The organism is Haloferax marisrubri (assembly GCF_001469875.2).
Taxonomy (GTDB): domain Archaea; phylum Halobacteriota; class Halobacteria; order Halobacteriales; family Haloferacaceae; genus Haloferax; species Haloferax marisrubri.
The window spans coordinates 319,662-339,015 of sequence record NZ_LOPW02000017.1 but is presented as its reverse complement, the minus strand read 5'-3'; the positions used below and the strand labels follow the sequence as shown (position 1 = coordinate 339,015).

21 protein-coding genes are annotated in these 19,354 nt (G+C 67.0%); 14 read left to right on the top strand and 7 right to left on the bottom strand.

What is annotated here, in order from left to right; genetic code table 11:
• Positions 1-35: 35 nt before the first annotated feature.
• The 3 genes from AUR65_RS13935 to AUR65_RS13925 form a co-directional block, all read right to left on the bottom strand.
• A complete protein-coding gene (locus AUR65_RS13935) occupies positions 36-761 on the bottom strand; it encodes a tRNA (adenine-N1)-methyltransferase (RefSeq protein WP_058567438.1) in 726 nt (241 codons plus the stop codon).
• Positions 758-1,132, bottom strand: a complete 375-nt coding sequence (locus AUR65_RS13930; protein ID WP_084816459.1) for a nascent polypeptide-associated complex protein — start codon at positions 1,130-1,132, stop codon at positions 758-760. Before AUR65_RS13930 ends, AUR65_RS13935 begins: the two co-directional genes overlap by 4 nt.
• An 81-nt stretch (positions 1,133-1,213) precedes the next feature.
• A complete protein-coding gene (locus tag AUR65_RS13925) occupies positions 1,214-1,882 on the bottom strand; it encodes an O-methyltransferase (RefSeq protein WP_058567436.1) in 669 nt (222 codons plus the stop codon).
• A 155-nt stretch (positions 1,883-2,037) separates the two neighbouring features.
• Here AUR65_RS13925 and AUR65_RS13920 point away from each other — a divergent pair, with 155 nt between their 5' ends.
• Together AUR65_RS13920 and AUR65_RS20280 are read left to right on the top strand one after the other, a co-directional pair.
• Entirely contained in the window at positions 2,038-3,714 is a 1,677-nt protein-coding gene (locus tag AUR65_RS13920) for an acyl-CoA mutase large subunit family protein (protein ID WP_058567435.1), read from the top strand.
• A 333-nt stretch (positions 3,715-4,047) separates the two neighbouring features.
• Complete coding sequence (locus tag AUR65_RS20280; protein ID WP_233194375.1) at positions 4,048-4,332, top strand: hypothetical protein; 285 nt, start codon at positions 4,048-4,050, stop codon at positions 4,330-4,332.
• A gap of 179 nt (positions 4,333-4,511) precedes the next feature.
• Here AUR65_RS20280 and AUR65_RS13910 read toward each other — a convergent pair whose 3' ends face one another.
• Entirely contained in the window at positions 4,512-4,850 is a 339-nt protein-coding gene (locus AUR65_RS13910) for a hypothetical protein (RefSeq protein WP_058567433.1), read from the bottom strand.
• A gap of 7 nt (positions 4,851-4,857) precedes the next feature.
• A complete protein-coding gene (locus AUR65_RS13905; protein WP_058567432.1) occupies positions 4,858-5,226 on the bottom strand; it encodes a YbjQ family protein in 369 nt (122 codons plus the stop codon).
• A gap of 54 nt (positions 5,227-5,280) precedes the next feature.
• Here AUR65_RS13905 and mce point away from each other — a divergent pair, with 54 nt between their 5' ends.
• The 9 genes from mce (at position 5,281) to AUR65_RS13860 (ending at position 15,449) form a co-directional block, all read left to right on the top strand.
• Positions 5,281-5,664 carry a methylmalonyl-CoA epimerase gene (gene mce, locus AUR65_RS13900; RefSeq protein WP_058567431.1) on the top strand — a complete coding sequence of 128 codons (384 nt, stop codon included), beginning with the start codon at positions 5,281-5,283 and terminating at the stop codon, positions 5,662-5,664.
• A gap of 3 nt (positions 5,665-5,667) precedes the next feature.
• The gene (gene menE, locus AUR65_RS13895; RefSeq protein WP_058567430.1) at positions 5,668-7,626 is read left to right on the top strand and encodes an o-succinylbenzoate--CoA ligase; all 1,959 of its coding nucleotides are present in this window, start codon (positions 5,668-5,670) and stop codon (positions 7,624-7,626) included.
• 88 nt (positions 7,627-7,714) lie between these two features.
• Entirely contained in the window at positions 7,715-9,376 is a 1,662-nt protein-coding gene (locus AUR65_RS13890) for a long-chain fatty acid--CoA ligase (RefSeq protein ID WP_058567429.1), read from the top strand.
• Positions 9,377-9,469: 93 nt separating this feature from the next.
• Positions 9,470-10,621, top strand: a complete 1,152-nt coding sequence (locus AUR65_RS13885) for an acyl-CoA dehydrogenase family protein (RefSeq protein WP_058567428.1) — start codon at positions 9,470-9,472, stop codon at positions 10,619-10,621.
• Positions 10,622-10,726: 105 nt separating this feature from the next.
• Positions 10,727-11,500 (top strand): pyrroline-5-carboxylate reductase, encoded by a 774-nt coding sequence (proC, locus tag AUR65_RS13880; protein WP_084816458.1) that lies wholly within the window; start codon positions 10,727-10,729, stop codon positions 11,498-11,500.
• A 1-nt stretch (position 11,501) separates the two neighbouring features.
• Positions 11,502-12,377, top strand: a complete 876-nt coding sequence (gene proB / locus AUR65_RS13875; protein WP_394337344.1) for a glutamate 5-kinase — start codon at positions 11,502-11,504, stop codon at positions 12,375-12,377.
• Positions 12,370-13,704: a glutamate-5-semialdehyde dehydrogenase gene (locus AUR65_RS13870; RefSeq protein WP_058567425.1), complete on the top strand. Its 1,335-nt coding sequence runs from the start codon at positions 12,370-12,372 to the stop codon at positions 13,702-13,704. The genes proB and AUR65_RS13870 overlap by 8 nt, the downstream gene beginning before the upstream one ends.
• 118 nt (positions 13,705-13,822) lie before the next feature.
• Positions 13,823-14,485, top strand: a complete 663-nt coding sequence (locus AUR65_RS13865) for an AIM24 family protein (RefSeq protein WP_058567424.1) — start codon at positions 13,823-13,825, stop codon at positions 14,483-14,485.
• Positions 14,486-14,645: 160 nt separating this feature from the next.
• A complete protein-coding gene (locus AUR65_RS13860) occupies positions 14,646-15,449 on the top strand; it encodes an N-acyl homoserine lactonase family protein (protein ID WP_058567423.1) in 804 nt (267 codons plus the stop codon).
• Positions 15,450-15,625: 176 nt separating this feature from the next.
• Here AUR65_RS13860 and AUR65_RS13855 read toward each other — a convergent pair whose 3' ends face one another.
• On the bottom strand, positions 15,626-16,207 hold the full coding sequence (locus AUR65_RS13855) for a DsrE/DsrF/DrsH-like family protein (protein WP_058567422.1): 582 nt from the start codon (positions 16,205-16,207) through the stop codon (positions 15,626-15,628).
• Positions 16,204-16,455, bottom strand: a complete 252-nt coding sequence (locus AUR65_RS13850; protein ID WP_058567421.1) for a sulfurtransferase TusA family protein — start codon at positions 16,453-16,455, stop codon at positions 16,204-16,206. Before AUR65_RS13850 ends, AUR65_RS13855 begins: the two co-directional genes overlap by 4 nt.
• Before the next feature lie 267 nt (positions 16,456-16,722).
• Here AUR65_RS13850 and AUR65_RS13845 point away from each other — a divergent pair, with 267 nt between their 5' ends.
• Genes AUR65_RS13845 through AUR65_RS13835 form a run of 3 tightly spaced genes read left to right on the top strand, consistent with a single transcriptional unit; the run spans position 16,723 to position 18,860 of the window.
• Complete coding sequence (locus tag AUR65_RS13845) at positions 16,723-17,910, top strand: MBL fold metallo-hydrolase (RefSeq protein ID WP_058567420.1); 1,188 nt, start codon at positions 16,723-16,725, stop codon at positions 17,908-17,910.
• Positions 17,911-18,402: a YeeE/YedE family protein gene (locus tag AUR65_RS13840; RefSeq protein WP_008093165.1), complete on the top strand. Its 492-nt coding sequence runs from the start codon at positions 17,911-17,913 to the stop codon at positions 18,400-18,402.
• A gap of 23 nt (positions 18,403-18,425) precedes the next feature.
• The gene (locus AUR65_RS13835; protein ID WP_058567564.1) at positions 18,426-18,860 is read left to right on the top strand and encodes a DUF6691 family protein; all 435 of its coding nucleotides are present in this window, start codon (positions 18,426-18,428) and stop codon (positions 18,858-18,860) included.
• Positions 18,861-19,354: the final 494 nt, after the last annotated feature.

Below are 19,354 nucleotides of genomic sequence, written 5' to 3'. Positions count from 1 at the left end.
GGTCGAAGAGCGTGGCCCGACTGCGTCGGACTCGCTCACTCGTTGCGGGCGAAGACGAGGTAGCCGGTGTGGCCGACGCCGGCGGTCGAGGGGCGCGACCCGCGGTCGTTGAAGTCCATATGTCGCTGAATAGTCTCGAACGTCTCCACGTCCGAGAGGCCAACCTCTCTTGCGGCTTCGACGGCCGCGCGCGTGCCCTCCACGAACGGGGAGTAGACGGCGACGTAGCCGCCGGTCACGAGCAGGTCGGGCGCGTGGCGGACGACCTCGGGCGCGTTCTCGGTGTCGAGCGTCAGCACGTCGAACTTCGAGTCCGCGAGGTCGTCGACCTCGTCGGTGATGTCGCCGGTGCGAACGTCGACGCGCTGTTCGACGCCGGCGAGTCGCATGTTCTCGCGGGCGACGTCGGCGAACTCGGCGTCGCGTTCGAACGTCGTCACGTCGACGCCGAGGCGACCAAGGTACGCCGAGAGGACGCCCGTGCCGGTGCCCGCGTCGAGGACGCGCTCGCCGGCCGCGACGCCGGTGTGGCCGACGATGAGGCCGATATCGCGCGGCATCATCGGCGCGCCGGTGCGCTCGAAGTGGTTGAAGAGGTCCGGGCCGCGCGGCTCGCGGACGAGGAACTCCTCGCCGATGTGGGTTTCGAGCGTCTGACCGGCTTCCACGTCCTCGGGGACGGTGAGCATCCCGAGGTCGGTGTGGAGTTCGTCGCCGGGCGCTCGGAGGTACTCCCGGTCCCCGTGGACGAGGAGTATCACTCCAGTCGCGCGATGGCCGCGGCGAGGTCGCCGTCTTCGGCCTCCAGCGCTTCGCGGGCCTCGTCCTCGGGGACGCCGGCGCGCTGGGCCACGATGGCCACGTCGTCGGCCGGGATGGCGTCGGCGGCCTCGGTGGACTCGTCGCCGCCGTCGTCACCGGCACCGAGTTCGCGCGTCTCGGGCTCGCCGACGATTTGGTAGGTCTCCTGGCCCTGCGCGTCCATGCGCGTGACCTGGGCGTCGCTGAAGACGAGTTCCTCGTCGGCCGTCTTGATGACGACCTCCTCGGCCTCGAGCTCCGTCACGTCGATGCCCATCTGCTTCATCATCTGCTTCATCTTTCGCGGGTTCATCCCGCCGCCTCCAAACATACCCGAAGGGTCGGGGTCGGCGCTCAAAAGCGTGGCGAACGTCGGTGCGCGGCGGCCGGCGCGCGCGCCGACTTCGAGCGCCTATTCGACCCGCGTGCTGACCGCGAGGCCGCTTCCAACCGGGAGGACGATGGTCTCGTACCGCGGGTCGGCCCGCACCGCGTCGAGGAACGCCGCGATGCCGCGGGTGTCGGCGTCGGCCCCGTCGAGGGCCTCGGCCCGCCCTTCGCTCCAGTCGGTGAGCGCGCCGAAGTCGACCGGGCCGCGCATCACGTTGTCGGCGACGACGACCCCGCCTTCGGCGACGCGGTCAGAGACGAGGTCGAACGCCTCGGCGTAGCGGTGTTTCTGGTGGTCCAGAAGGACGAGGTCGAACTCGCCGTCGACGCCCTCGAACAGGTCGAGCGCGTCGCCTTCGAGGAAGGTCGTCCGGTCGGCGAGGCCGGCGCGGTCGAGAAAGTCCCGCGCCATGTCGAGTTCGTGGGCGTCGTGTTCGGTCAGGTAGAGTTCGGCGTCGTCGGCCATGCCCTCGGCGAACCACGTCGCGGAGTAGCCGAACCCGGAGCCGAACTCGAACAGCCGCGTCGCGTCCGTGAGATGCGCGAGGACGCGGAGGACGCCGCCCGCCTCGGGACCGATGATGGGAAAGCCGTGCTCGTCGGCGTAGGCGGCCATCTCGGACTGCACCGCGTCGTGTTCGGGCGCGGTCGCCGCGAGGAACCGCCGCGTCTCGTCGGTCAGGATGTCCATGGCGAAGCAGGGCGCGCGAGCGACATAAAATCGGTCGCCGCGGCCGCGTTCGCGGGTTCGCTCGCCACGCTCGCGGTCGTCGTCACAGTCGGAGATGGCGACCGATATCCGCCGACCCGCGTACGCTTAAGTAGGGACAAACCACATCTTCGACCATGTTTGATCCCGACGAGCTCGAAGAGATTCGGGAGGCGAAAGCCGAGTGGGAAGAGGAGACGCTGGGGCCGACGCTCGACCGCTTCGGGGAGCGCAAAGAGGAGTTCACGACCGACACGGGCGGCAACGTCGTCGAGCGACTCTACACTCCCGACGACGCCGACGTTGACTACGACGAGGACGTTGGCTTCCCGGGCGAGAAACCGTACACGCGCGGCGTCTACCCGACGATGCACCGCGGGCGGCTCTGGACGATGCGGCAGTACGCGGGCTTCGGGACGGCCGCCGAGACGAACGAACGGTTCCGCTACCTCATCGACAACGGCTCGTCGGGGCTGTCGCTCGCGTTCGACCTGCCGACGCAGATGGGCTACGACTCCGACGCGATGATGGCCGCCGGCGAGGTCGGGAAGTCGGGCGTCGCCATCGACAGCCTCCACGACATGGAGACGGTGTTCGACGGCATCGACCTCGGCGAGGTCTCCACGTCGATGACCATCAACGCCCCGGCGGCCGTGCTGCTGGCGATGTACGTCGCCCTCGGCGACAAGCAGGGCGTCCCCCGCGAGGAGCTTCGCGGCACCATCCAGAACGACATCATGAAGGAGTACATCGCGCGGAACCTCTACATCTTCCCGCCGGAGCCGTCGATGCGGCTCATCACGGACATCTTCGAGTTCTGCGCGGCGGAGACGCCGAAGTTCAACACCATCTCTATCTCCGGCTACCACATCCGCGAGGCCGGTTCGACCGCCGCCCAAGAGGTCGCGTTCACCCTCGGCAACGGCATCCAGTACGTGCAGGCCGCGGTCGACGCCGGCCTCGACGTGGACGACTTCGCCCCCCAGTTGTCCTTCTTCTTCAACGCCCACAACAACATCCTCGAAGAGGTGGCGAAGTTCCGCGCCGCCCGGCGGATGTGGGCGAAAATCATGGAAGAACGCTTCGGCGCGGAGAACCCGAAGTCGATGCAGTTGAAGTTCCACACCCAGACCGGCGGGTCGACGCTCACCGCCCAGCAGGTCGAGAACAACGTCGTTCGGGTCGCCTATCAGGCGCTGGCGGCCGTCCTCGGCGGCACGCAGTCGCTCCACACCAACGGGAAGGACGAGGCGTTGTCGCTGCCGACCGAGAAATCGGTCCGCACGGCGCTTCGCACCCAGCAGATTCTCGCCCACGAGTCGGGAGCGGCGGACACTATCGACCCGCTGGCGGGCAGTTACTACGTCGAGTCGCTGACCGACGACATCGAAGACGAGGCGTTCGACCTGCTCGACGAGGTGGACGACCGCGGCGGCATGCTCGACGCCGTGAAAAACCAGTGGGTCCAGCGGGAGATTCAGGACGTGGCCTACGAGCGCCAACGCGAGATAGAAGAGGGCGAGCGCGTCATCGTCGGCGTCAACGAGTATCAGGTGGACGAGGAGCCGACCGTCGAAGTGCAGGAGGTCTCCGAGGAAGAAGAGCAAAAACAGGTCGAGTCGCTCGAAGCCCGGAAGGACGACCGCGACGAGGAGGCCGTCGAGGCCGCCTTGGAAGACATCCGCGCCGCCGCGAACGGCGACGAGAACCTCCTCCCGCTCATCGTCACGGCGGTCAAGGCCTACGCGACGGTCGGCGAGATATGCGGCGTCCTCCGCGAGGAGTTCGGCGAGTACGAACCCGGCATGGCCTGAGCCGGCCCCGCGAGTCGGGGCGACCAGCGCCGGCGGTCGCGTTCCGTCTCCGCTCAGTCCGACCGCCCAGCTCGTCTCGGCCCGTGCCAACTAGTCACTAGGATTATACTTTCGCCCGGCTAACGAGTTTTATTATCACCCCCCGAGTGGAGACAATCGAGGCTTATGATGCCGCTTATCGCATTCTAAACCCGTCACACGCCCGGCCGCCGTCTGTCGGCGCGAGGTTCGCGCCACCAGTCGCTCGACGTTCGAGCGGCGGCCGTCGCGTTGCGGGGCTCTTCGACCGGAGAGCCCCCGGTATCGCATCCGATTGTCCACCTCACCAGACGAATGTCACGAAGACGCTCCAGAGACAGTCGTACCGTCTCCGACTATCGCCCCTCGCATCACCGCCCCGCGCCCTCGCTGGCGACGCAGGCCGTCCTGCTCGCCTCGATGGCCGCGGTCGTCGCGGTCGTCACCTACCCCGTGGCGTCGCTCGCGGTCGCCGTCACCGTCGCCGCCATCGTCGCCGTCGCCCGCGCCGTCGTCACCCGGGCCGACCGCTCGATGCTGACGGTTGACGTGCCCGGCGTCCCCGTCGAGGTCACGGTCGCCCGGACCACCCGCGACTGAGGCCCGACCCGACGCCGTGAATCCCACACCGCACCCATTCCCACGCCCGCTCACGACTCCCGCGCGCCTCCCACGCCGCACGTCTTTCACGGTTTGCTCGCCCCTCGCGTCCCGCTCTTGACGCGCGCTTCCGCGCTCATTTTCGTTCCCCGTTCCCGACTCGTTTCACGGCTGTCCCGTCACTCACCGACTCCGACGAACCGGCCCCGAAGCACCCGAGCGACCGCCACGACGAGCATCGCTTGGAGATAGCCGAAGACGGCGAGCGCCGGGTAGAACGTCGCCGTCTCGCGGACGCCGAACTCGTTGGCCGCGAGCGTGTCGAAGAAGAAAGCGGCCACGAGCGCGGGGTAATCGACGACCCAGATTTCTATCGGCACCACGCCGAAGAAGCCGACTGCCCACACGGCCGCGAGTCCGGCGAAGACAGCGACCGTGGCTCGGGTTGTGGCGAGTCGGACGAACCCGCGTGCGAGCCGCCGCGGGTCGCGGACGACGCGCCGGGACGTCGGCGTCACCGTCGGCTCACGCCACGTCGGCGTTCGACTCGGACGCGGGTTCCGCGTCGGTGTCGGAGCCGCCGACGAGTGTGACGGCGGTCCCGTAGGCCAGAATCTCGGCCGCGCCCTGGGCCACCTCGGCGGTCACGTACCGGACGCCGACGACGGCGTCGGCACCCATCGCCTCCGCCTCGGCCACCATCCGCTCTGTCGCCTCGTCTCTCGCCTCGGCCATCAGCCCGGTGTAGGACTTGAGCTCGCCGCCGACGATGTTTCGGAGGCCCTGCGTGATGTCGCGGCCGACGTTTCGGGCGCGAATCGTGTTCCCGCGGACGGCACCCAGCGTCTCCTCGATGTCGCGGCCGACGACCGACTCCGTTGTGGTTACTATCATGACATGACTATCGAACCGTCTGGGTTTATCCGTTGCGCCCGACGAACTGGAGGCATGCATTTCGACCACGTCGGAATCGCCACCCCCGACGCCGCCGGGCTGGCCGCGCTGTTCGCGGAGCTGTTCGACGCGCCCGTGGCTCACGAGGAGACGTTCGACGGCATGTCGGTCGTCTTCCTCGAACTCGAAAACGGCTACTTCGAACTGCTCGAACCCCACGAGGAGGGTGCCATCTCGAAGTTCCTCGACAAGCGCGGCGGCGGCATCCACCACGTCGCCATCGAGACCGACGACATCGAGGGCGCGCTCCGGACCGCCGAGGCCGCCGGTATCGACCGCATCGACGAGGAACCGCGCCCCGGTGCGTGGGGCCACGAGGTCGCCTTTCTCCATCCTAAATCCACGGGCGGCGTCCTCGTCGAGTTCGTCTCGCACTAAGCGATGACGGGAGACTCCCCCGACGACACGGCCGACGACGACGCGCTCGCGGACGAGACACCCGACGACACAGCCGCAGGTGACGGTTCGACCGGCGACGATGGCGACGCCGCCGCGAACGACACCGACGCCGGAGGCCGCGGGTTCGCCGGGCCGATGCGCGACTGGCTCTCCCACCGGGTCGCCGCGACGCCCGACCGCCGGGCGCTCATCCACGCCGCGACCGGCGACTCGTGGACCTTCCGCGAACTCGACGCGCTCGTGGACGAGACGGCCGGGCAACTCGCCGCGCTCGGCGTCGAGGCCGGCGACCACCTCGGCGTCGTCTTGGACCCCGGCATCGACTACGTCCGACTCATCCACGCCGCGACGCGGCTCGGGGCGGTGCTCGTCCCGCTCAGCGACCGGCTCACCCCCGACGAGGTCGGCCGCAACGTCGAACTCGCGGACGTGACGACGCTCGTCTGCGGCGAGTCCACCGAATCGACGGCGGTCGAGGCCACGACCGACGTGCCCGTCGTCTCCGTGGACGACCCGCGCTGGGAGGGCGTCATCAACCTCTCGTCCATCGCGCCGAAGCGGGTCGAGCCCGCGGGCTGGTCGCTCTCGGAGACGATGCTCCTGCTTTTCACCTCGGGGACGACCGGGACGCCGAAGGCCGTGAAACTCACCATGGGTAACCTGCTCGCCAACGCCGTCGCCGGGGCGTTCCGACTCGGCATCTCGCCGGGCGACCGATGGCTCGTCACGCTCTCGTTGCACCACATGGGCGGCATCGGCCCGATTCTCCGCGGCCCGCTGTACGGGACGACAATCGTCCTCCGCGAGGGGTTCGACGCCGGCGGCGCGGCCGACGACATCGGCAAGTACGACGTGACGGGCGTCTCGCTCGTGCCGACGATGCTCAAGCGGATGCTCGACAGCAGGGGGACGCTCTCGGACTCGCTCCGCGTGGTGCTCCTCGGCGGCGCGCCCGCGCCCGACGAACTCGTCGAGCGCTGTCGGAACTACTCGGTGCCGGTCTACCCGACCTACGGCATGACCGAGACGGCCTCGCAGGTCGCCACCGCGACCCCCGACGAGGCGTTCGCCGACCTGGGGACCGTCGGGCGACCGCTGTTTTTCACAGACCTCTGGGTCGTCGACGAGGACGGCACCGCCGTCGAACCCGGCACGCCGGGCGAACTCGTCGTCGCGGGACCGACCGTCTCGCCCGGCTACTACCGGAACCCCGAGGCGACCGCGGACGCCTTCACCGACGCCGGCCTCCGGACCGGCGACATCGGCTACCGCGGCGACGACGGCCTCCTGTACGTCTTGAACCGGAAGGACGACCGCATCATCACCGGCGGCGAGAACGTCGACCCCGGCGAGGTCGCTGCGGTCCTGCGGGACCACCCCGACGTGGACGACGCCGTCGTGCTGGGCGTCCCCGACTCCGAGTGGGGCGAGCGCGTCGCCGCGCTCATTGTCCCCGCCGACCCGGAGAGCCCCCCGGACGACGAGGACCTCGACGCCTTCTGCCGCGAGCGGCTCGCCGGGTTCAAATGCCCGCGACTGGTCGAGACCGCGGACGAACTCCCGCGGACCGTCTCGGGGACCATCGACCGCGAGGCGGTCCGCGAGCGACTGGTCGCGGCCAAGCCCGTCGCGGAGGCCGAACCGGAGCGCGCGGCCGATTACGACGACGGCGATGACGGCGACGACGACGAGACCGACGACGACGAGACCGACGACTCCGAGGCCGAATCCGGCGAGACGACGCCCGCGAGCGACGCCGACGAGGCCGCCATCGACGACGCCGAGGGCGACGCGACCGTCGCGGACGCGGAACGCGACGGAGACGACGGCGACGAGACGATAGCCGACGAAGACGAACGCAGCGACGCCGAGCGCGTGGAGGGAGACACGGGCGACAGCGGTGGCGGCGACGAACTCGTTCCCGACCGCGACGAGGAGTGAACGCGCCCGCGGGTGAAACCAAACCCACAGCCCGCGTCTCGCCGAGTCGTGTCCAAACAATCATTATGTTTTACCGCAAGAGGACAGTATGGTAGGTGCTACCAACCAGACGCTTCGGCCGTTCCTGTGGCGCGCGGGTAAGCTCTTTCCGGACCGCGAAATCGTCTCTCGGACCGCCGAAGGGCTGGAACGCTACACGTACGCGGAGTACGAGGGGCGCGTGGCACAGCTCGCGGGGGCGCTTTCGGACGCCGGCATCGGCGACGGCGACCGGGTGGCGACGTTCTGCTGGAACCACAACCGGCACTTCGAGACGTACTTCGGCGTGCCCTCGATGGGCGCGCAGTTGCACACCATCAACCCGCTTCTGCCCGACCACCACATCCAGTACATCGTCGAGAACGCGGAAGACCGCATCATCTTCGTGGACCCGTCGCTCGCGCCGAAACTCGCCGGCGCGGTCGACGAGGACGCCTTCGCCTCCGTCGAGCAGTTCGTCGTGATGGCCTCCGAGGTGCCGGACGACGTGGGGCTGTCCCCGGTGACGGACTACGAGTCGTTCGTCGCCGACTACCCCGACGAGTACGACTGGCCGGACCTCCCGGAGGACCAGCCGGCGGGGATGTGCTACACCTCGGGGACGACCGGCGAGCCGAAGGGCGTCGAGTACTCCCAGCAGATGCTGTGGGCGCACACGATGGCGACGCTCCCCAAGTCCGGCCTCGACATCGGCGCGGAGGACGTCATCATGCCGGTCGTGCCGATGTTCCACGTCAACGCGTGGGGCCTGCCGTTTTCGACGACCGCGGCGGGCGCGAAACACGTCTATCCCGGCCCGTCGCCGACGCCCGAGGACCTCGCGAAACTCATCGAGGAGGAGGGCGTGACGATGACCGCGGGCGTGCCCACGGTGTGGCTCGGCCTGCTCGACTACCTCGACGAGCACGACGCGGACATCTCGTCGCTCGAACGCATCATCATCGGCGGGTCGGCCGCGCCCAAGTCGGTCATCCGCCGGTTCGACGAGGAACACGACGTGGACGTGCTCCACGCGTGGGGCATGACGGAGATGTCGCCGGTCGGCACCGTCGCCCACCTCAAGCCGGGGATGGAGGACCTCCCCGCCGAAGAGCAGTACGAAAAGCGCGCCAAGCAGGGCCTGCTCGCGCCGGGACTGGAGATGCGCGTCGTCGACGACGACGGGAACGAGGTCCCGTGGAACGGCGAGGACTTCGGGGAACTGTGGGTGCGCGGGCCGTGGGTGACGACCGAGTACTTCGAGCGCCCCGACGCGAACGAGGAGGACTACGAGGGCAACTGGCTGAAGACCGGCGACGTGGTCACGGTGGACGCAGACGGCTACGTCCAAATCGTCGACCGGGCGAAAGACGTCATCAAATCCGGCGGCGAGTGGATTTCGTCGCTCGAACTGGAAAACAGCATCATGGCCCACGACGACGTGGCCGAGGCGACCGTCATCGGCGTCCCCCACGAGCGCTGGCAGGAGCGCCCCGTGGCGTTCATCGTCCCGAAGGGCGGCGTCGACGAGGACGCGCTCAAAACCGAACTCGTCGCGCTCGTCGAAGACGAGTTCCCGAAGTGGTGGGCTCCCGACGAGGTCGTCTTCATCGAGGAGGTGCCGAAGACCGCGACCGGCAAGTTCGACAAGAAGGTGCTCCGCGATCAGTACGACGACTCGTCGCTCATCGAGGGCAAAACGCCCGACGAGGAGGCCCCGTCGGACGAGTGAGTGCCGGGTCGGTCGTGGATTCTAACGAAGAACTAGTTTGAAGTTTATACTGGTTCCATACACTATTTTTACTGTACAATCCTATGGCGTGGTATGGAACTTCTCGACGACTCCATCGTGCCCGAACACGCCCGCGACCTCAAGCAGGAGGCTCGGGAGTTCGCCGAAGAGCACATCGAACCGGTCGCGGAGGAATACTACGAGTCCGGCGAGTATCCCCACGAGGTCCTCCAGGCGGGGATGGACGCGGGGCTCGTCGCGCAGGACATCTCCGAGGAGTACGGCGGGAAGGGCTTCGACCTCCAGCAGATTCTCGCCATCTCCGAGGAGTTCTACCGCGCCGACGCCGGCATCGCGCTGACGCTCCAACTCGCCTCGTTCGGGTGCGAGATTATGGAGGACTACGGCAGCGAAGAACAGAAGGAGAAGTGGCTCCGACCGGTCGCCGAAAACGACCAGATTTCGGGGCTCGCGGTCTCCGAACCGCAGACCGGTTCCGACATGGCCGGCATGGAGACGACCGCGGAGAAGACCGACGACGGCTACGTCCTCAACGGCGAGAAGTACTGGGTCGGTAACGCCGTCGAGGCCGACTGGCTGACGGTGTACGCCAAGACCGCCGACACCGACGACCGCTACTCGAACTACTCGATGTTCATCGTGCCGACGGACACGCCCGGCTACGAGGCCGAGCACATCCCCGAGAAGATGGGCATGCGCGCGTCCAAGCAGGGCCACATCGTCTTCGACGACTGCGAGGTGCCCGAGGAGAACCTCATCGGCACCGAGGGCGGCGGCTTCTACATGCTCGCGGACTTCTTCAACCACGGCCGCATCATCGTCGGCGGCCACAGCCTCGGCCTCGCCGCCGCCGCCATCGAGGAGGCCTGGGAGTTCGTCCACGACCGACAGGCGTTCGGCCGCAACGTCTCGGAGTTCCAGGCGGTCCAGCACATCCTCGCCGACATGCGCATGGAGTTCGAGGCGGCCCGCGCGCTCAACTGGCGTGCCGCGGAAAAGGTCGAAAACAACGAGGACGCCGGCTTCTGGGCGGCCGCCGCCAAGACGAAATCGACCGAGACGGCGGTCGACGTGGCCGAACGCGGCATGCAACTTCACGGCGGCCGGTCGGTCCTCAACGAGTACAAGATTTCGCGGGTCTACCGCGACGTGCGCATCCCGGTCATCTACGAGGGCGCGAACGAGATTCAGCGCAACCTCATCTACCGGCAGGGCGCGCTGTAAGGCGGCCCCGTCGCGGCCCACAGAACTGACAACTCGTTTTCCGGTTTGGCATCGCTTGACCGGAACGCAGTTACTATTTGAACGTCGTACCTTGACTCAGCATCAATGGTACGCACGAGTGTTATCGGCTGTGGAAACATGGGGAGCGCCCTTCTCACCGGTCTCTGGAAGGCGGGCGGCCACTCCGTCATCGCCTGCGACCTCGACCCCGACGCCCTCGCCGCGGTCGCCGACTACTGCGACGAGACGACTGACGACGTGTCGCGCGCGGCCGACGCCGACGTGGTGTTCGTCGCGGTCAAGCCCGACATCGTCGAGGCCGTCCTCTCGGAACTCGACCTGTCTCCCGACCAGACGCTCGTCACTATCGCCGCGGGCGTCCCGACCTCGTTCGTCGAGGCGCGCACCGACGCCCGCGTCGTCCGCATCATGCCGAACCTCGCCGCCGAGACCCGCGACATGGCCGCGGCGGCGACCGGCGACCTGACCGACGAGGTCCGCGAGCTCCTCTCGGACGTGGGAGAGTTCGTCGAGGTTGAAGAATCGCAGATGGACATCGCAACCGCGGTCAACGGCAGCGGCCCGGCCTTCGTCTTCTATCTCATCGAGGCCGTCACGCAGGCCGGCGTCGCGGGCGGACTCTCCGAGGAAGACGCCGAAATCCTCGCTGCCCAGACGTTCAAGGGCGCGGCCGAGACCGTCGTGCAGGACGACCGCACCGCCGACGAACTCATCGACGCGGTCTGCTCGCCGAACGGGACGACCATCGAGGGAATGGAGGTCCTCTGGGACAGCACCGCCGACGAGGCCGTCACCGAGGCCGTCGTCGCGGCCGAGCGCCGGTCGAAGGAGCTCGCGGAGGACTTCGCCGATGAGTGAACTGAGCGAGACGAGCGAGGCGACCGGGACGGCCGAAGTCCCCGACCCCGACCCCGACGCGGTCGCCGCCGCCCGCGACGACGCCGCCGAGGCGGACCGCGTCATCGTCAAGGCCGGCACCAACTCGCTGACCGACGACGACTCCAACCTCGACGACGACAAACTCGACAAGCTCGTCGACGACATCGAATCGCTCCTCTCGCGCGGCAAGGAGGTGCTTCTCGTCTCCTCGGGCGCGGTCGGTGCCGGCATCGGTCGCCTCGACCACCCCACGGCGGACCGCGACACCCTCGAAGCGTCGCAGGCGCTGTCGACGGTCGGCCAGAGCCTGCTCATGCACCGCTACACCGAGAGCTTCGAGCGCTACGACCGGAAGGTCGCCCAGATACTCATCACCCAGCACGACCTGGAGAATCCCGAACGGTTCACCAACTTCCGGAACACGGTCGAGACGCTTCTGGAGTGGGGCGTCGTGCCCATCATCAACGAGAACGACGCGGTCGCCACGGAGGAACTCCAAATCGGCGACAACGACATGATTTCGTCCAACATCGCGGTCGGCATCGGCGTCGACCTGCTCGTGACGCTCACCGACGTGGGCGGCGTCTACACCGGGAACCCGAAGGAGGACCCCGACGCCGAGCGCATCGAGGTCGTCGGCGACAACTACAGCGACGTGGAGGACATCGTCACCGCGAGTTCGACCGGCGGCTTCGGCGGCATCCAGACGAAGGTCCGCGGCGCGCGCGACGCCGCCGAGTACGGCATCCCCGCCGTCATCGCGCAGTCGACCGAACCCGACGTACTGGCGAAGATAGCCGAGCGCGAATCGGTGGGAACAATGTTCCTCCCCCTCGATGGTGAACTCGATGACTGAGCGAGACACGACCGCGCAGGTCGAACAGGCACAGTCGGCGGCGCTTCGCCTCGCCAACGTCGAGGAGGCCGACCGCGACGCCGCGCTCGGAGCCATCGCGGACGCCATCCGCGACAACAGCGAGGCGATTCTCGCGGCCAACCGCGAGGACGTCGAGGAGGCCGAGGCGATGCTCGCGGAGGGCGAGTACACGCAGGCGCTCGTGGACCGCCTCAAACTCGACGAGGCGAAACTCGACGACATCGCCGGGATGGTCGAGTCCGTCGCCGAACAGGACGACCCGCTCGGCGAGACGCTGGAGGCGAGAGAACTGGACGAGGACCTCGAACTCTACAAGCTCTCTGTCCCCATCGGCGTCGTCGCGACCATCTTCGAGTCGCGGCCCGACGCGCTCGTCCAAATCGCCGCGCTGGCGCTGAAGTCCGGCAACGCCGTCATCCTCAAGGGCGGCAGCGAGGCGAGCGAGTCGAACCGCGTGCTGTACGAGATGATTCTGTCCGCCACCGAGGAGCTCCCCGACGGCTGGGCGACGCTCATCGAGGCTCACGAGGAGGTCGACCGCCTGCTCGAACTCGACGACATGGTGGACCTCGTGATGCCCCGCGGCTCCTCGGAGTTCGTCAGCTACATCCAGGACAACACCCAGATTCCCGTCCTCGGCCACACGGAAGGCATCTGCCACGTCTACGTCGACGAGGCGGCCGACCTCGACATGGCCGCGGACATCGCCCTCGACGCGAAGGTGCAGTACCCCGCGGTCTGCAACGCCGTCGAGACGCTCTTAGTCGACGAGTCCGTCGCGGCCGACTTCCTGCCGGCGGTCGTCGAGCGCTACCGCGACGAGGGCGTCGTCCTCCGGGGCGACGAGGCGACCCGCGAGCACGTCGATATCGACCCCACGACCGACGACGACTGGGACACCGAGTACGGCGACCTCGAACTCTCCGTCAAGGTCGTCTCGGACCTGTACGACGCGGTGGACCACATCAACGCCCACGGGTCGAAGCACACCGAATCCATCGTCACCGACGACGCCGAGCGCGCCGAGACGTTCATGACCGGCGTCGACGCCGCCAGCGTCTTCCACAACGCCTCGACCCGGTTCGCCGACGGCTACCGCTACGGCCTCGGTGCCGAGGTGGGCATCTCGACGGGCAAGATTCACGCCCGCGGCCCGGTCGGCCTCGAAGGCCTGACGACCTACAAGTACTACCTCGAAGGCGACGGCCAGTTGGTCGCCACCTACGCCGGCGAGGACGCCGTCCCCTTCACCCACGAGGCGCTCGACGCCGAGTGGAACCCCGGCCACCGAAGCCGACGGGACTGAGCGCGCTGGGCGCCTTTCGGTCGTCGCTCCGCGTTTCGAGTTCCCGCGGCAAATAGAACTATATCCCTGACAGTCGCCTCTCCGGTAGAGTCGTTCTCGGCCGCGACTCGGTGACTCAATGGATTTAGACGAATTCGTCAGCGCGCACGCACCGTCCGAAGGCGGCGACTCCTTCGAACTCGAAAACTCGAAGCTCCTCGACGTGGCCCTCGACGGGAACGTCATGGCCAAAGCCGGGTCGATGGTCGGCTACACCGGCGACATCTCCTTCGAGCGCAAGTCCGCCGGCGGCCTGAAGGGGATGCTCAAGAAGAAGGCCACGGGCGAGGGCGACGTCATGATGCAGGCGACCGGCACCGGCCACCTCTACCTCGCAGACCAGGGCAAGGAGGTCCAGATTCTCGAACTCGACGCGGGCGAGGAATTGAGCGTCAACGGCAACGACGTGCTCGCGTTCGAATCGAGCGTGAACTGGGACATCAAGATGCTGACGAGCATCGCCGGCACCTCCTCGGGCGGCCTGTTCAACGTCTTCCTCGAAGGCCCCGGCCACGTCGCCGTCACGACCCACGGCGAACCCATCGTCCTCCAGACGCCGGCCAAGACCGACCCCAACGCGACCGTCGCGTGGAGCGGGAACGTCTCGCCGTCCTCGAACCGCGACATCAACATCAAGGGCCTGCTCGGCCGCTCGTCGGGCGAGTCCTACCAGCTCGAATTCGCGGGCGAGGGCGGCTTCGTCATCGTCCAACCGTTCGAGGAAGTCGGTCCCGGCGAGTAGTCGGCCGTCCCGGCTCGATTCCCGTTTTCGCGGCGTCGGACCCGTTCACATTGCTTCAGTCGCGACTCCGTGCGGGCCGAAACGACGCGTATCTCTAGTGCCCGACGGAGATATATTGACTGCCTGAACGGTTATGTCCGCTCCGTCCTAATCCCGGCGTATGGCTGACATCAGCGTCCACCTGGTCGACCGCGGTCGCGTTCTCACGGACATGGGGTACGTCCTCGACGGCTACACCATGGGGAGCGCGTCGAACCGGAGCCCGGACCACGAAACGGCCGAGTTCGTGGTCTGGAACGCCGTCATCGACGGCCCCGACCGGACGGTGCTGTGGGACACCGGCGCGAATCCCGCGGCGGGCGACGGCTACTGGCCCGCCCCGCTGTACGAGGCGTTCGAGTACGTCGACGCCGCGGAGCACACGCTCGAAGGCGACCTCGACGCGGTCGGCTACGACATCGCCGACATCGACGCGGTGGTGATGAGCCACCTGCACCTCGACCACGCCGGCGGTCTCGCGGAGTTCGCGGGCACTGACATCCCGATTTACGTCCACGAGGAGGAACTGAAGTTCGCGTACTACTCGGCGAAGACGACCGAGGGCTCCATCGCGTACCTCGCGTCGGACTTCGACCACGACCTGAACTGGAACGTCGTCCACGGCGACGAACACACGCTGTTCGACGGCTTCCGACTCATTCACCTGCCGGGCCACACCCCTGGCGTGCTGGGCGCGCACATCGAGACGCCCGACGGCGACGTGCTCGTCGCGGGCGACGAGTGCTACGTCGAGGGCAACTACGCCGACGAGATACCGCTCGGTCCCGGCCTGCTCTGGAGCGAGCGCGACTGGTTCGAGAGCCTCCAGAAAGTGAAGGAACTCGAACGCCGGACCGGCGGCGACGTGCTGTTCGGCCACGACCTCGACCGGTTCGAGTCGTTCGGCGACGGCTGGAACGTCTGAGTCGGGCGGACGGCGCGCTCGTCGGGCGCTGATTTTCCGGACGCACCTCAAACGGGCGACAGCCACCGCTCTCGTCGCGTCGGAAAAACGGTGAAAAGGGAACCGCAGGGATGGTGGGGTGGGATGGGGTGGGGTTGGTGGGGGGATTGGATGGCTGGTGGAGACGACGCCCCGGCCTAAATCATGAGTTGCACGTCGGCGTCGGCCATGTGCTGGAGGGCCGTCGCCGCGCCGACGCCGGTGGTGACGCCGTCGTAGAACTCGGCTTCGTCGTAGCCCATCAGTTCGATGGTCATCTGGCAGGCCTGGAGGTCCACGCCCATGTCGAGGGAGGTCTCGATGAGTTCCTCGACGGTCGCGGTCCCGTTTTCCTGAATCTTCTTTTCCATCATGCTCGTGGCGACGTTGTCCATGAACGGCAACGCGGCCACGGCGTTCGGCATCGGCATGCTCGGGTTGCCGACCGCGCTGAGCTTCAGGTTCTTCGACTTCTTCTCGTGGAGGATGTCGAGTCCCCAGAACGTGTGGAAGACCACGACGTCCCAGCCGAAGGCGGCCGCCGTGCTGGCGAGGATGAGCGGCGGGTACGCCATGTCGAGGGTGCCTTTGGTCGCGATGATGGTCATCGACTTCTGTCCGTCGTCGTCGGTCGCCTCCCGGAGGTCGGAGACCTCTTCCTGCAGGGCTTGGACCTGCGCTCTGAGGTCTTCGACGGAGGCGGCTCCCGCGTCGACGGGCGCGTCGGCGTCCGAGCTCATTCCTTCTGGATGAAGTGGCGGAAGACCGCGTCGCCGTCTTCCTCGGCCTCTTCCTGTTCGAGCATGGAGACGCCGTCGGTGGAGTCGGCCCAGCCCTTCAGGTCGCTCATACTGCCGGAGTCGGTCGCGACGACCTGCAGAATCCCGCCGCTTTCGAGGTCGTCGACCGCGCCGCGGGTCTTGACGACGGGCATCGGGCAGGACAGTCCTTTCACGTCGAGGGTCTCGGTGGGTTCGTATGTACTCATTTTCGAAGTCACCTGTGTTGGGTGTATTCCACAATATAGTGGTGCTTCGTAAAAGTGTGTCGGTTCTTGGGCAGACTACACAATACCTATGTTCAGAGACGATATGTGCGGTAATCGGCCATATAAGTCCATATAGAGCCATTATACGCCCGCGTGAGTGCGAAATCGCACTAGAATCCGCCAACACCCCTCGATTGAGTATTGCACGGATTCCAAACTACCATCCGAAAGCTTAAGTCGAACCACCCGATAGTGGGTGATGCATACATGACCGTTCCAGACCTGCCGGAACTCGAAGTCGACGTGCCAGTCATCGAACCCGAGACGCTCAAATCTCGCATCGACGAGGGCGAGTCGCTCACCATCCTCGACAACCGCGTGCCGTCGGAACACGAGGACTGGCGCATCGACGGCGAGAACGTTTCGCACGTCAACATCCCTTACTTCGAGTTCCTCGACGAGGAGCTCGACGAGTCGCTGTTCGAGGACCTGCCCGAGGACGAGGAGTTCGTCGTCCTCTGTGCGAAGGGCCACTCCTCGGAGTACGTCGCCGGGCTCCTGATTCAGGAGGGCTACGACGCCGTGGCGCTCGAACGCGGCATGAACGGCTGGGCGAGCATCTACGAGTACACCGAACTGGAGACCGACGGCGACGCGCTCGTCGCGCAGTATCAGCGCCCCTCCAGCGGCTGTCTGGCGTACCTCGTCGTCGACGGCGACGAGGCCGCCGTCGTCGACCCGCTTCGCTACTTCGCCGACGAGTACGTCGCCGACGCGAAAGCGCTCGGCGCGGAACTGAAGTACGCCATCGACACGCACATCCACGCCGACCACATCAGCGGGGTCCGCACGCTGGTCGAAGACCACGGCGTCACGGGCGTCATCCCCGAGGACGCCGAAGCCCGCGGCGTCGACTACGACACGCCCTACGAGACCATCGCGGACGGCGAGACGCTCACCGTCGGCGACACCGATATCGAGGCCATCCACACGCCCGGCCACACGACCGGCATGACGACCTACAAGGTCGACAACGTGCTGTTCACGGGTGACGGCCTGTTCATCGAGTCGGTCGCCCGCCCCGACCTCGAAGACGGCGACGAGGGCGCGCCCGACGCGGCCGGAATGCTCTACGACTCCCTGCAGGAGCGCGTCCTCTCGCACGACGACGACGCCATCGTGGCCTCCGCGCACTTCAGCGACGCGGCAATCCCCGCCGACGACGGCAGTTACACCGCCACGCTCGGGGAACTGAAGGACACGATGGACGCACTTTCGATGCCCAAAGACGAGTTCGTGGAGTTCATCCTCTCGGACATGCCGCCGCGGCCAGCCAACTACATCGACATCATCGAGACGAACCTCGGCGTGCAGGAGTCGGACGACGACCGCGCCTTCGAGCTCGAACTCGGGCCGAACAACTGCGCGGCCAGCAACGAAGCCCTGACGAACTAAATGTCTGGTCTGACGCCGCTCCTCGTCGAGGGGCTCTTCCCGAACGGTATCGCGCACTACGCGCTCGGCGGCCTCCTCATCGGACTCGGGACCGCCGTCATCTACCTCGGGACGGGCATCATCGCCGGCGCGAGCACCTTCCTCGAATCGACGCTGTCGTACGTCTCCGACCTCCCGCGGTTCAACAAGGCGAAGTACGTCGCCTCGCGGGACTGGCGGGTCGTGTTCACCCTGAGCATCGTCGCCGGGGCCGCGCTCTACACCGTCCTGTTCGGCGACGGCTGGTGGGTCTCCGACGTGCAACCGTGGCGCTTCGCCGTCGGCGGCGTGCTCGTCGGCGTCGGCACCCGCATCGGGAAGGGCTGTACGTCCGGCCACGGGGTCTGCGGCGTCGGCTCGCGCTCGCGGACCTCGCTCGTCAACGTCGCCACGTTCATGCTCGTCGCCATCGGGGTCGCACAGCTCCTGAGCGCGCTGGGGGTGTCGCCGTGAGCGACGAACGCGGACTCGGGTTCATGCTGGTCGTCATCGCGGGCGGCCTGATATTCGGGTTCGGCCTCGCCGTCAGCAACATGGCCCGACCGGAGGTCGTCATCGACTTCCTCCAGTTCGACGACTTCGGCCTCGTCTTCGTGATGGGCGGGGCCGCCGTCGTCACCGGAACCGTCTTCGCGCTCGCCGAGGCGTTCGGCGACCGCGCGCCCCTCACCGGGCGCGACTACGGCCGCCGCCTGAAGTCGTTCGACAAGAACGTCGTCGTCGGCGGGGTCGTCTTCGGCGCCGGCTGGGGTATCTCCGGCATCTGTCCCGGCGCGGCCTACGCCAGCCTCGGCGTCGGCAACTACCCCATCCTCATCGCTATCGGCGGGATGTTCGTCGGTGCGTACCTGCAGGGGCTCTGGCGCGCCCGCCGCGCCGAGAGCGCCGCGACCGGCACCTCCGCCGACTGAGCCCCCCGCCGAATCGGATTTCGTTCTTTCCTGCTTCGTCTCTCGACCGCAGAGCGACGGCGACGGAGCGCCCGTCGCCCCGCTCTGGAGGACTGTCGAATCGGCCGATGACTCACGCGCGCTGTCGAGCGCCGGTGCCCGTTTCCGCCGAGAGCGGGTCGTTCGGCGGTCGCCGTAGATCCCCGCGAACGCCGTTGTGAGCGACTCTCGACCGCGATTCCTCTGGGGTGTTGTGCTCCGATATAGTATTGCACAATAAGCAAACACCTATTTTGTCATAGATAGCGGAGAAATATGTTCGTAATGTCGTGTGATACAAAATATGGTCCGACTGAGTGGTATTTCTATGGTCTTTCTATAACTTATGTATATGCAATCGCGATATGGTCTTGCACAGTATTCCCAAAAGCGTTATATCCTCACTCCGGTTAGCCAGCCATGTACAAGAAAGTATGATGCGTGCAATACACTCTGAGCGCCCCGAGGGGTGCTGG